At 66.9% G+C, this 13,234-nt stretch carries 9 protein-coding genes; 7 read left to right on the top strand and 2 right to left on the bottom strand.

The annotated features are described in order from the left end of the window. Positions 1-68 precede the first annotated feature (68 nt). The 5 genes from FDW81_RS12265 (at position 69) to FDW81_RS12245 (ending at position 6,193) form a co-directional block, all read left to right on the top strand. Positions 69-1,595, top strand: a complete 1,527-nt coding sequence (locus FDW81_RS12265) for a leucyl aminopeptidase (protein ID WP_138134475.1) — start codon at positions 69-71, stop codon at positions 1,593-1,595. Between the two features lie 259 nt (positions 1,596-1,854). After that, positions 1,855-3,237 carry a dihydrolipoyl dehydrogenase gene (gene lpdA, locus FDW81_RS12260; RefSeq protein ID WP_138134474.1) on the top strand — a complete coding sequence of 461 codons (1,383 nt, stop codon included), beginning with the start codon at positions 1,855-1,857 and terminating at the stop codon, positions 3,235-3,237. Positions 3,238-3,351: 114 nt separating this feature from the next. Next, positions 3,352-5,112, top strand: a complete 1,761-nt coding sequence (gene sucB / locus FDW81_RS12255) for a 2-oxoglutarate dehydrogenase, E2 component, dihydrolipoamide succinyltransferase (protein WP_138134473.1) — start codon at positions 3,352-3,354, stop codon at positions 5,110-5,112. Between the two features lie 113 nt (positions 5,113-5,225). Then, on the top strand, positions 5,226-5,576 hold the full coding sequence (locus FDW81_RS12250; protein WP_138134472.1) for a hypothetical protein: 351 nt from the start codon (positions 5,226-5,228) through the stop codon (positions 5,574-5,576). Positions 5,577-5,764: 188 nt separating this feature from the next. Beyond that, on the top strand, positions 5,765-6,193 hold the full coding sequence (locus tag FDW81_RS12245) for an OsmC family protein (protein ID WP_138134471.1): 429 nt from the start codon (positions 5,765-5,767) through the stop codon (positions 6,191-6,193). Positions 6,194-6,264: 71 nt separating this feature from the next. Here the strand turns inward: FDW81_RS12245 and FDW81_RS12240 are convergent, their stop codons facing one another. After that, entirely contained in the window at positions 6,265-9,768 is a 3,504-nt protein-coding gene (locus FDW81_RS12240; RefSeq protein ID WP_138134470.1) for a S41 family peptidase, read from the bottom strand. A gap of 72 nt (positions 9,769-9,840) precedes the next feature. On the opposite strand from FDW81_RS12240, the gene FDW81_RS12235 reads away from it, so the two are divergent. Continuing rightward, positions 9,841-10,731: a TIGR01777 family oxidoreductase gene (locus tag FDW81_RS12235; RefSeq protein ID WP_138134469.1), complete on the top strand. Its 891-nt coding sequence runs from the start codon at positions 9,841-9,843 to the stop codon at positions 10,729-10,731. Between the two features lie 14 nt (positions 10,732-10,745). On the opposite strand, the gene FDW81_RS12230 is transcribed toward FDW81_RS12235, so the two are convergent. Continuing rightward, entirely contained in the window at positions 10,746-12,404 is a 1,659-nt protein-coding gene (locus tag FDW81_RS12230; RefSeq protein ID WP_138134468.1) for a serine/threonine-protein kinase, read from the bottom strand. A gap of 164 nt (positions 12,405-12,568) precedes the next feature. Here FDW81_RS12230 and lipB point away from each other — a divergent pair. Further along, on the top strand, positions 12,569-13,234 hold a 666-nt coding region (gene lipB / locus FDW81_RS12225), incomplete at its 3' end, for a lipoyl(octanoyl) transferase LipB (RefSeq protein ID WP_138134467.1).

The following is a 13,234-nucleotide window of genomic DNA, read 5'->3' as shown; positions in this document are numbered from 1 at the left end:
GCAACATGGCAGAGCGCCCAACATGCATCCCTGCCCGAACATCTTTCGAGAATCGAGGACTGATCCGCGTGGTCAAGAATACTGAAATCAACCTTAGTACCCTCTCGCGGGACCTGAAGAAGAACCCCAGCGACGCAGTGGTCATAGGCGTGGGTCAGGGTGCAGACGGTCCCGTCCTCCTGGACAATCCACTGACTGCCAAGTCCGCGGAGGCGCTGGCGGATTCCCTGAAGACCCTCGGCATTACGGGTGCAGCCGACCAGCTGGTGCGCCTGCCGGGACTGCCCGAGACCGGCGCCGGCGTTCTGGCCCTGGCCGGTGTGGGCAAGGTGTCTGCCGGTAACCCGCTGACCGGGGAGGCCCTGCGCCGCGCGGCGGGCTCCGCGGTCCGCCAGCTCGCAGGCCTTGCCACCGTTGCCCTGGCATTCCCGACGGCGTCCGTGGCCGACGTCGCGGCCGTCGCCGAAGGTGCAGCCCTGGGCGCCTATGCCTTCACCGAGTTCCGTTCCTCGAAGGAAGGCCTGAAGGACCCTGTCCGCAATGCCGTCATCTTCACCGAGCTGGCAGACCAGAAGGAACTCGGCGCCGCCCTCAAGCGCGCCGCCCTGATCGGCAGGGCTGTCAACGCAACCCGCTCCCTGGTCAACCAGCCGCCCAGCCATCTCTACCCGGAAACGTTCGCGCAAGCCGCCAAGGACCTGGCCAAGGGGCTGCCCGTGAAGGTGACGGTCTGGGACGAGAAGCGCCTGGAAAAGGAGGGCTACGGCGGCATCATGGGCGTGGGCAAGGGTTCTGCCCGCCAGCCGCGCCTGGTCAGGGTGGAGTACTCCCCGGCCAAGGCCTCCTCGAAGATCGCGCTCGTCGGCAAGGGCATCACCTTCGACACCGGCGGAATCTCCATTAAGCCGGCCCTCGGCATGGGCGACATGAAGAGCGACATGGCGGGTGCCGCCGTCGTCCTTAACACTGTCCTTGCCCTCGCGGGCCTTGGCCTGCCGGTTAAGGCAACCGCGTGGCTCTGCATTGCGGAGAACATGCCCTCCGGCGCCGCCTCCCGGCCGGCAGACGTCCTGACGATGCTCGGGGGAAAGACGGTGGAGGTGCTCAACACGGACGCCGAGGGCCGCCTGGTGATGGCCGACGGCATTGTCGCCGCGAGCCGCGAATACCCGGACGCCATCATCGACGTCGCCACGCTCACCGGCGCCCAGCTGATCGCCCTGGGCAACCGCACCGCCGGCGTCATGGGCTCGGACAGCGTGACGGGAGCCCTGAAGGCCGCCGCGGACCGGGCCGGGGAACTGGTCTGGCCCATGCCTCTTCCCGAGGAACTGCGCCCCAGCCTCGATTCGCAGGTGGCGGACCTGGCCAACATCGGTGAACGGCACGGCGGCATGATGACCGCTGCCGTTTTCCTCCGCGAGTTCGTGGGCAAGGGCAAGGACGGGGAACAGATCCCGTGGGCCCACATCGACATTGCCGGGCCGTCCTTTAACAACGGAAGCCCCTACGGCTACACCCACAAGCAGGGAACAGGCTGCACCGTGCGGACCCTGGTGGCCTATGTGGAGGACATCCTGGCTGCTGCGGCCTGAGATTAATCCGGCCGCAGGCGGCCTGTCGCGCGGCTTTGCGGCACGGGTGATCGCTGTGCCACAAAGCCGCGTGACACTCGACACAAGCGCTCCACAAACGCGGCGCCAAGGTGGAGCATGGATAGGTGGTTCGCTAAGGTGAACCACGGTAGTCACAAATGCAAGAGAACAGGCCTGCTGGCATAATCACGGCAGTGCAAGTTCCAAGACCAGATGATGCGCGGAGAACGCGTCATCGTTCACGCGAGGGAGCGTTTAAGTGGCCGATCAGGCAACTGCGCAAGAATTCGACATCCTGGTACTCGGTGGCGGCAGCGGCGGATACGCCGCGGCGCTGCGGGCAGTACAGCTTGGCCTCACCGTCGGCCTCGTGGAGAAGGCCAAGCTCGGCGGCACCTGCCTCCACAACGGCTGCATCCCCACCAAGGCCCTCCTGCACTCCGCGGAGCTGGCCGACCACGCCCGTGACTCCGCCAAGTACGGCGTGAACGTCACCCTCGACGGCATCGACATCACCGCCGTCAACGCGTACAAGGACGGCATCATCGCCGGCAAGTACAAGGGCCTCCAGGGCCTGATCAAGTCCAAGGGCATCACCGTCATCGAAGGTGAAGGCAAGCTCCAGGGCACCGACACCATCGTGGTCAACGGCACCGCCTACAAGGGCAGGAACATCGTCCTGGCCACGGGCTCCTACTCCCGCACCCTTCCGGGCCTGGAAATCGGCGGCAGGGTCATCACCTCGGACCAGGCCCTGACTATGGACTCCATCCCCAAGAGCGCCATCATCCTCGGCGGCGGCGTCATCGGCGTTGAGTTCGCTTCGGTCTGGAAGTCCTTCGGCGTGGACGTCACCATCGTGGAAGGCCTGCCCTCGCTGGTCCCCAACGAGGACGCCACCATCGTCAAGAACTTCGAGCGCGCCTTCAAGAAGCGCGGCATCAAGTTCTCCACCGGAGTGTTCTTCCAGGGCGTTGAGCAGAACAACGACGGCGTCAAGGTCACCCTGGTGGACGGCAAAACCTTCGAAGCCGACCTCCTCCTGGTCGCCGTCGGCCGCGGTCCCGTCACCGCCAACCTCGGCTACGAGGAAGCGGGCATCACCATCGACCGCGGCTTCGTCATCACCAACGAGCGACTGCACACCGGTGTGGGCAACATCTACGCCGTCGGCGACATCGTCCCCGGCGTCCAGCTCGCACACCGCGGCTACCAGCAGGGCATCTTCGTGGCCGAGGAAATCGCCGGCCTCAAGCCCGTGATCGTCGAGGACATCAACATCCCCAAGGTCACGTACTCCGAGCCTGAAATCGCCACCGTGGGCTACACCGAAAAGGCCGCCAAGGAGAAGTTCGGTGAGGACCAGGTCCAGACCCAGGAATACAACCTGGCCGGCAACGGCAAGAGCTCCATCCTGGGCACTTCCGGACTGGTCAAGCTGGTCCGGCAGAAGGACGGCCCCGTGGTGGGCGTCCACATGATCGGCGCCCGGATGGGCGAGCAGGTCGGTGAGGCCCAGCTGATCGTCAACTGGGAAGCCTACCCGGAGGATGTGGCCCAGCTGGTGCACGCCCACCCCACCCAGAACGAGGCCCTGGGCGAAGCCCACCTGGCACTCGCGGGCAAGCCGCTTCACGGCTAGTCTCCCCGGCACCACCGAGCCTGGTGCACCCGGCCGCCCTGGACCGGGTGCACTAGGCTTCCAACAAGGCAGCATTCATTCGCACTAAAGATAAATAAGGAGAACGGGGACGACATGTCTGAATCCGTTAACTTGCCCGCCCTCGGTGAGAGCGTCACCGAAGGAACCGTCACCCGCTGGCTGAAGCAGGTAGGTGACCGGGTAGAGGTGGACGAGCCCCTGCTCGAAGTTTCCACCGACAAAGTAGACACTGAAATCCCCTCTCCTGTAGCTGGCGTGATTGAGGAAATCCTGGTTGCCGAGGACGAGACCGCCGAGGTGGGCGCTCCCCTGGTCCGCATCGGTGACGGCTCCGCCAATGGTTCTGCTGCACCCGCTGAAGAGGCACCGGCCGCGGCTCCCGCCGAAGCAGCTCCGGCGCAGGAAGCCCCCGCCGCCGCACCTGCACCGGAAGCCCCCGCGCAGGAGGCTCCCGCACCTGAGGCCCCTGCAGCCGGCGGCGGCGAAGGCCACGAGGTCACCCTGCCTGCCCTCGGCGAGAGCGTCACCGAAGGCACCGTCACCCGCTGGCTGAAGGCCGTCGGCGACACTGTCGAGGTGGACGAGCCCCTGCTGGAGGTTTCCACCGACAAGGTGGATACCGAAATTCCGTCCCCCGTCGCGGGAACGCTCCAGGAGATCCGTGTCAACGAGGACGACACCGCAGAGGTTGGTTCTGTCCTTGCAGTCATCGGTTCCGGTGCCGCCGCGGCTCCTGCCGAAGCGCCGTCCACCGAGGCACCGGCCCAGGAAGCCCCGAAGGCTGAGGCACCGAAGGCTGAAGCCCCTGCGCCGGCACCCGCCGCCGCGCCGGCTCCGGAAACCCCCAAGGCCCCCGCAGCAGCACCCGCACCCGCTGCAGCACCTGCGCCCGCACCAGCCGAGGCTCCTGCAGCAGGCGGCTCCGAGTCCGGCTACGTCACTCCCCTGGTCCGCAAGCTGGCCAACCAGCACGGCGTGGACATCGCCTCGCTCTCCGGCACCGGCGTCGGCGGCCGTATCCGCAAGCAGGACGTACTGGCCGCCGCGGAAGCCAAGGCAGCACCGGCTGCCGCTCCGGCAGCAGCCCCTGCCGCGTCGGCGCCTGCCGCGTCCAGTGGCGCCGTTTCCTCCCTGCGCGGCACCACTCAGAAGGCACCGCGCATCCGCCAGGTCATCGCCCGGCGCATGCGTGAATCCCTGGAGATCTCCACGCAGCTGACCCAGGTCCACGAAGTGGACATGACCAAGGTGGCCAAGCTCCGCGCCCGCGCCAAGAACTCATTCCAGGCGCAGAACGGCACCAAGCTGACCTTCCTGCCCTTCATCGCCAAGGCTGTGGCCGAGGCCCTCAAGCAGCACCCCAAGCTCAATGCTGCCTACGACGAGGACAAGCAGGAGATTACCTACCACAACGCCGAGCACCTGGCGATCGCCGTCGACACCGACAAGGGGCTCCTGGTACCGGTCATCAACGACGCCGGCAACCTGAACCTTGCCGGCTTGGCGGGCAAGATCGCTGACGTCGCAGCCCGTACCCGCGACGGCAAGATTGGTCCGGACGAGCTCTCCGGCGGCACGTTCAGCATCACCAACATCGGTTCGGTGGGGGCCCTGTTCGATACCCCGATCATCAACCAGCCGCAGGTGGGCATCCTGGGCACCGGCGCGATCGTCAAGCGCCCCGTGGTGGTTTCCGACGAAAACGGCGACGACTCGATCGCCATCCGCTCCATGATGTACCTGTCGCTGACGTACGACCACCGCCTGGTGGACGGTGCGGACGCAGGCCGGTTCCTCCAGACCCTGAAGGCCCGCCTTGAAGAAGGCGCCTTCGAGGCTGACCTGGGGCTGTAGCAGGCATAAACGCACGACGGCGGTGCAGGCAACGGTGGGAAACACCGGACGGCCTGCATCGCCGTCGCAGTTTAACTACTACAAGCTGTAGAACTAATGGCTACACTGGTCCCATGAACATCCTGTACAACATCTTGGTTTTCCTGCACATCGTCGGCGCCGCCATGATCGTCGGCATCTGGATCGGCCAGATGAAGAAGCCCACAGTCCACCCCCGCCAGTTCGACGGCGCCATGCTCCAGCTGCTGACCGGCATCGCACTGATGGGGCTGATCCCCGCCCTGGACATGGATGCCAACTACGCCAAGCTGGGCATCAAGTTCGCCATCGGCCTCGCCGTTGGCGTACTGGCGTTCATCGGGCGGCGCAAGTACAAGAAGGGCGAGGCTGTGAGCACAGGCCTGGCGCACGGCGTGGGCGGGCTCGCCCTGCTCAACATCGCCATCGCCACTCTCTGGCAGTAGCGGCGGGCTGTAGAACACCCGACGGCGGCGGTCCCCTCGGCGGGGCGCCGCCGTCGGTGTTAAGGCCCCCGGTCATAATCCTCTGACAGCGGACACCCGGTGCACCCGGACGGTGAAGTGCCTAGGATGGGACACGGCGGGGTCCAGGCAGCGGCCTGCCCCGGTACACATCGACCTGAGGAGTGAACATGGCAGCAACACGTTCAGCAAACGCAGTATGGAACGGCAACCTGACGGAAGGTGCCGGAACCACCAGCCTGGCCACCTCGGGCCTGGGCACCTTCGATGTCACCTGGAAGGCCCGCACGGAAGCGGCCAACGGCAAGACCAGCCCGGAGGAACTTATCGCCGCAGCCCACGCCGCCTGCTTCTCCATGGCCTTCAGCAACGAACTCGCGAAGGCGGGACACACCCCGGAGGAAGTGCGCGCCAAGGCTGACGTGACGTTCGTTCCGGGCACCGGCATCACCGGAAGCCACCTGACCGTCTCAGCCACGGTCCCTGGCATCTCCGAGGACGAGTTCCAGAAGATTGCCGGCGAAGCCAAGGTGGGCTGCCCGGTCTCAGGTGCCCTGGCGAGCATCGACATCACGATGGACGCCACGCTGGAGTCCTGATCCTCCACTGACACTAAAGGCCCTGCCTGCCGATTCTTCCGGCAGGCAGGGCCTTTCCCTGTTGCAGTGCATTACTTGCCCTGGCTGCGCGCAGGCAACGGAGCCGGCCTGACCAGGCGGTACCCTTCACGGGCCGGCGGCCTGTCCGTGGGCAGCTCCTGAATCATTTCCTTCAGGGCACCGATGCCATACTCCAGCTGGGGGTCCCGGCCGGCGGCGTAGGCATGTGGCGGATACGTGACTTCGATGTCCGGGTCCACGCCGTAGTTCTCAACGCTCCAGCCCACCCCGCCGCCGAACCACGTCGCGTACCGGGGCTGCGTCACGCCGGTACCGTCGGCAAGGGCGAACCGGTTGTCGATGCCCACCACACCGCCCCAGGTACGCGTGCCGATGACCGGTCCGATGCCCCGCAGCTTTGACACCTGGGTGATGATGTCACCGTCGGAGCCGGCGAATTCGTCCGCCAGGATGATCACGGGGCCGCGCGGCGCGTGGTGCGGGTACGTCCGCGGCTTCTCCCCCCGGGGCATGCTCCAGCCCGTGACCTTGCGGCCGATGAGTTCGGCCACCAGTTGCGAGGTGTGGCCGCCGCGGTTGCGCCTGACATCGACAATGAGGCCGTCCAGGGCCGTTTCGGTGTCCAGGTCGCGGTGGAGCTGGGCCCAGCCGTTCGCCATCATGTCCGGAATGTGCAGGTAGCCGAACTTGTCTCCGGATGCTTCGCGGACCGTGCGCCGGTTGGAGGCCACCCACTCCTGGTAGCGCAGGCGTTCCTCATCCTTGACGGGCACGACGGCGACGCGGCGCTGGGTGCCTGCTGCGGCTCCATGCGCCGAACCGTTGAGGAGGGTCAGTTCCACGGCACGGCCCGCCGCGCCCACGAGCTGCATGGCCGGTGTGACCTTCTCCGACAATGGCACGCCATCGACCGCAAGCAGGATGTCGCCCGCCCTGGCTCCGACACCCGGCCGGGTCAGCGGCGAGGTGGCCAGCGGATCGGAAGATTCGCCGGCCAGAATGCGGGTGATTTCCCAGCCCGCGGCGGTGTACGCCAGATCGGCGCCCAGCCGGCCCTGGCCCTGACTGCCGTTCTCGGTGACAAGCGCGGGGCGGACATACGCGTGGGAGGTGCCCAGCTCGCCGTGCAGCTCCCAGAGGAGGTCCACGAGGTCATCGTGTGAGCCCAGGCGCCCCACGAGGGGACGGTAGCGGCGGTAGACGGAGTCCCAGTCCTGCCCTGCCATGTCCTCTGCCCAGAAGAAATCCCGCTGCAGGCGCCAGGCCTCATCAAACGCCTGGCCCCACACACTGAGCGGGTCCATCATCACCCGGATGCGGCCAAGGTCCACCTTGACCAGCTTCCCGGACTCCTCATCCGCCTTGGCATCGGCGGGAGCCACCGTGACCTGCTTGTCTGAGATCAGCACCAGTTTGCTGCGGTCCCCCGACATCCGGTAGCTGTCCAGCGCCTCCACCAGGGTGGACAGCTTCCGCCGGCCAACATCGTACCGGACCAGGCTGGGACGGGCGTCCTTGTCCTCCTGGCTGGCCTTACCGTCACCAGTCACGCCGGCCAGGGCCCAGTCGAGCCACAGCAGCGCCCCTTCGGCAGCTGTCAGGGAGGTGTAGTTGCCTTGCGCAACAGGGACGGTGATGACCCGGTGGGCGAGGCCCCCGGGATCCACGCGGACCTCCGGTGCCGCCAGACCGTCGTCGTCCGCCCTCCCCTTCCCGCCTGCTTCTCCGGTGGCTGCCGCTTCTTCCCCTTGGGTGTCCACGGCAGGGCCGAAGGGCGACGGCGTATCGGCTGACAGTGCCACAAGGTACGGCTTAATGGGGCTGGGGAAGGAGAGGTCGAAGGAGTGCCCGTCGTAGACCGGATCAAAGCTGCGGTTGGAAAGGAATGCCAGGAACTTCCCGTCGGGCGTGAATGCCGGAGACGTGTCGCAGAAGCGGCCGTCCGTCACGTCCACCGGGCCGGCAGCAGGCTCTGCCACATTGGCAAGCCTCAGCCGGCTGCGTGAACCGAACGAGGTGACCGGCTCAGACCAGGCCAGCCACTGTGAGTCCGCCGACCAGGCGAGGTCAACAATAGTGCCCTCGCCGATGCTGGCGACCAGGACAACTTCACCCGTTCGGGTGTCCGCCACATAGATCTCGCCGAAGGAGGTGCCAAGGGCAACCCTCGACCCGTCGGGGCTCGCCTCGAGGGCGCTGGCCCGGGACGGCTTGGGGAAAGCGACGCGGGTTGCAGTGGCGCCCGCCTGTGATTCCGCAGCGGAAGCGTCCGGGTCGGGCGCGACATCTGCCTGCTCATCGGAGGCAGCGGGTGCGGCGGTGCCGGCCAGCACTGCTGCACCCGCTGCGGGAACGGGCTGCGGCAGCACCACTGCGTCCCCGTGCGCCGCGGCGGCAGCGGCGCGGCTGTCCTTGACCCGCTCGGCGGGGCCGCCCTCCACGGCCGGCACTCCGGCAGGGTGCGGCACGGGGGCGGCAATGTCCTTGATATACAGCGCCTCCACACCGTCGTGGTCCGCGACGTAGGCAATCCTGCCGTCACCGAGGGGCCTGGGCAGGCGGGCCCGGACACCGGGTGCTGCTTCAATGATGCGGGAGGGTCCGTCCTTATGGCGGAGCCAGTGGATGGTGCCGTGGGCTTCAACTGCGCTGGCCAAGCCCTTCGTATCCGGCACCACAGCGCCGAGGTGCTTGCTGGTCTTGAGCAGTGCAGGGCGCCTGGACTGGGAAGCAGAACCGAGGGTGATATCGAGCCGGACGGCGTCGGAACCGAGGTCATGCAGCACCCACAACTCACCGGCCGACTCGAAAATGACGCGCCTGCCGTCCGTGGCTGCGTGCCGGACATAGAAGTCCTCATGGTCCGTGTGCCGGCGCAGGTCCTTTCCGTTGGGAAGGACCGAATAGAGGTTGCCGTAGCCTTCGTGGTCTGAAAGGAAGGCGATCCGGCCGTCCACCCACATGGGATCGGCAAGGTTGCCGTCAAGGTCCGGGAGCAGGCGCTCGAATTCGCCGTTGCCGTCCGTGTCGATCCACAGCTTTCCTGCCGTTCCACCGCGGTAGCGCTTCCACCAGGCCGGTTCACGGGACAGCACGCTGCCCACCACTACAGGACGCTCGTCGCCCACTTCAGGGCCGAACGCCACGGACTCAACCGGTCCGAACGGGAGTTCCTCGGCCCAGCCGCCCTCCAGCGGAACAATGTAGGCGTGCGTGTGCCTGCTTTCCGCCTGCCGGAACGCGCTGGTCACCACCACGGAACCGCCGGCAGTGAAGCCCTTGACCCTGGTGGTGCTGTGGCCGAAGTAGGTCAGTTGCCGGTACCCGCCGCCGTCGACCTCTGCCGATACCACCTCGGGCGCGGTTCCCTGCACAACCGTCCACACCAGCCGCTTGCCGTCAGGAGTGAAGCGTGGGTTGCGGGCGGGCAGCTGGAGGGCTGAGACACGCCAGGCGCGGCCGCCGCCCAGGGGCGCGATCCACACGTCGTCCTCGGCCACGAAGGTGACCAGGTCGCCGTGCAGATGCGGGAAACGAAAGTAGCTCGAAGTCATCGTTCGATCATAGTCAACCCCCTGCGGCCTGTCGGGAGGTGCCGCCGGTGACGCGGCGTGGTGAGATGGACCATGCGCATCGTCATGGCCGGCGCCTCAGGGCTGATCGGCACCTCCATGTCAGCAAGTTTCCGGGACGCCGGACACGACGTCGTTACCTTGGTCAGGCGGGACGCCGCCTCCGCGGACGAAGTCCGCTGGGACCCCGCCGCGGGCAGGCTGGATCCGCAGGCGCTGGCCGGGGCGGATGCCGTGGTGAACCTTTCCGGGACCGGCATCGGCGACAGGCCCTGGACCCGCAAACGCGTCGACGAGCTGTTCGGTTCACGCCTGGAACCTACGCGGACGCTGGCCCGGGCGATGCGGCAGCTGGACTCCCCGCCCGCAACCTTCATCAGCCAGTCCGGCGCCGGCTACTACGGTGATGCCGGAAACACTGTCCTGCGGGAAGATGCACCGAACGGTTCCGGGACGCTGGCGAGGATCTGCAGGGAGTGGGAAGAAGCAGCCCACGAGGCCCCTGATGGAGTTCGGGTGGTGACCCCGCGGACCGGTGTGGTCCTCAGCCGCAAGGGAGGTGCCTTGGGGAGGCTGCTGCCGTTGATTCGCCTGGGTGCGGGCGGGCCGTTGGGGAACGGCCGGCAGTACTGGCCCTGGGTGACGCTGCCTGATGTATCGGCGGCATTCCTCTTCCTGTTGGACAGCCAGGTCAGCGGACCGGTCAACCTGTCCGCTCCTGAGGAAGCCGACGTGAATGCGCTGGTGGCAGCCATGGCACAGGCCCTGCACCGGCCCGCTGCGCTGCGGGTCCCTGCCCCGGTCCTCCGGCTGGTAATGGGCGGCGGGCTTGCGGAAGAACTCCTGCTGGCCAGCCAGCGCATGGAGCCCACGGTGCTCCTGCAGGCGGGCTTTGGATGGCGGCATCCCACGCTGGAGCAGGCCGCCCAGTGGGTTGCGGGGTAAGGATGCACGGGGCGTTAGCTTCCGGGAAGGATCTCGCTGATCCTCCACCTGCCGTCCACAGCCACGAGCACCAGTCTGAGCTCAACCGGGCTGCCCGCAGTTCCCGTACGGACAACATTCCCCCGGGCGTCCCTCTCCTCGTAAGCGGAGGAACCGGAGAGCAGGCTGACCACAGCGCGGCTGGCCGTTGCGCCTTCTTCGGCCCGCAGGTCCTTGAGCGTGCTGGAGAAGCCGGCGAGGACGTGGCCGGAACTGCGAAGTTCTCCAGCTGTCCGCGCATCGGCTTGCGCCGCCGGTGAGCCCTCAACGTTGACCTCGTGCAGCAGCTCAAGGCTTCCCCGGCTGAAAGCGAGGTCCCGCAGGGCACCGAGGCCGGCTACAGCCTTGACCGGGTCAGCCGCCCGCGCCTGTTCGCGGGCGGCAGCGGCAAAGTCTTCACCGTTGGTGCCTGAGGACTCCCGCGCCGCTTCAGCCGTGGCAGCCGCTTCAGCGTTGACAGCAGCGGAATCCGGCGCCGGCGCGGATTCGGCAGGCAGTCCTGCTGCCCCCGCCAGCCACCACGCTCCGGCGGCTGCCGCCGCAGCGGCAGCCGGAAGGACAGTGCCCAGCAAACGCTTCAGGCTTCGTGGCGTCGAACTGGCTTTGCCTGCATGGCGGCCGCCGGAGGGACGGAGCTCCCGGTCCCGCTGCGGAAACGGCATCCGGGGCACCGCAAAAGGCACGCGGAGCCATGTGGCGGTCGCCAGCCGTCTGCCCGCAGACCGGACCTGATCCCGCCCGCTCCCCAGGCGCGACGGTGCAGAAACATGCCGGCGGGTCAGCAACTCCGGTATCACCGTCGGATGGACCGAGGCCGCCAGGTCCAGCGCCAGGGGCGCTGCGCTGCGGTAGACGGCCGCGGCCAGCACCGCAGCAGTAGGCCGTTCCCTCCGGTTCTCGTTGAGCCCAGACTCCAAAGCGGCGGCCAGCTCCCGCGGGACCTCCGGCACCAGGAGGGACAGCGGCGGCCGGTCGGCAGTCCTCGGCGGCGCCTGGCCGGTGAGGCAGAACCACCCGAGCGCCGCCGCAGAGTAGACATCCCGCTCTGGCTGCAGGCCGCGCACTGCATCAACCGGGGCAGGATCCACGAAGCCAGGGGTTCCGGGATTCGTTGCGCCACCAGGGTCCCCCAGCATCCGGGCAATGCCGACGTCGGACAGCAGCGGTTTCCCCTGCCCCGTGAACAGGACATTTCCAGGGGAGACATCGGCATGGGTGAACCCCTTTTCATGCAGGTAGCTGAGAACCTGGGCTATAGGCGTCAGCACCGTCACCGTTTCACCGACGCTGAGCTTCCCGCGGCTGGCCACCAGCGAGGCAAGCGAACCACCGGGTGCGTAGTCCATCACCAGCGCAGTGCCGGTCCCATGGACGGCTGCCGTCGGGACGGCGTCGCGGGCCTTGACCAGATGCTGGTGGTCCAGAACCGAAAGGATACGGATTTCACGCCGCACGGCGTCCTCGCTCATGGCTTCCGCACCAATTGCCCTTCCGGTGCCACGCCCGAAGCATTTCAGCGCGCAGTCCCGCCCCGTGCGCTGGTCCTTTGCGAGCCAGACCGCCGCGCTCCCGCCAATACCCAGCAGCCGTCCGACGGCGAAACCCGGCACCTCCGGTGCCTGCAAACCATCCATAAGTCATGTCTAGCCCAATCCCGTCTTGCGCGCAGAAGTTATCCACAGGCACCGGCCGGCTGCGTCCAAGCCCAGGCAGAAGCCACTGTGACGCACTCCCCGGGTGCGGGTGAGCTTAAGCACTAAAGCCGGTGCAGGACGCCAACGGGTCTAAGCTGGATCCCATGACTCTTGAGTTTTCACAGCTGGGTCTTGCTCCTGATTTCGTTGATTACACCCGTGGTTGGGAAATCCAGAGTGAACTTCACGCCAAGGTTGTCGCGGGGTTGGCCCCAAGCACTGTCCTCCTCCTGGAACACGCCCCCGTGTACACCGCGGGCAAACGGACGGAGGACCATGAACGGCCTTTCGACGGCACTCCCGTCGTGCCGGTGGACCGGGGCGGCAAACTGACGTGGCACGGGCCGGGCCAGCTGGTGGGGTACCCCATCATCAAGCTGAGGAACAAAGCAGGCATCCGCGACTATGTCGAACGCCTGGAGTCCGTGATCATTTCGGTACTCGCTGATTACGGCATCAACGCAGTGCGCATCAAGGGCCGGGCCGGCGTGTGGATCAACGCGGACAACAAGGGTCCCGACCGCAAGATCGCAGCCATCGGTATCCGCGTGCACGACGGTGTCACCATGCACGGCTTCGCCATCAACTGCAACAACGATCTAGCCCCGTACAGCCAGATCATCGCCTGCGGAATTACGGACGCCGGCGTCACCACGATTTCCCAGGAAACCGGTCACCATGTAGCCCCGGCTGACCTCGTTTCCCGGATTACCGAAGAACTGCGCAAGAATGAACACGCCCTGGTCGCTACCCCCGAAGGAGCTCTACTG

Origin of the sequence: Pseudarthrobacter sp. NamB4, assembly GCF_005796185.1 — a bacterium.
Taxonomy (GTDB): Bacteria; Actinomycetota; Actinomycetes; order Actinomycetales; family Micrococcaceae; genus Arthrobacter.
The sequence above is the reverse complement of the archived record's forward strand: the minus strand, read 5'-3'. Positions and strand labels throughout refer to the sequence as shown.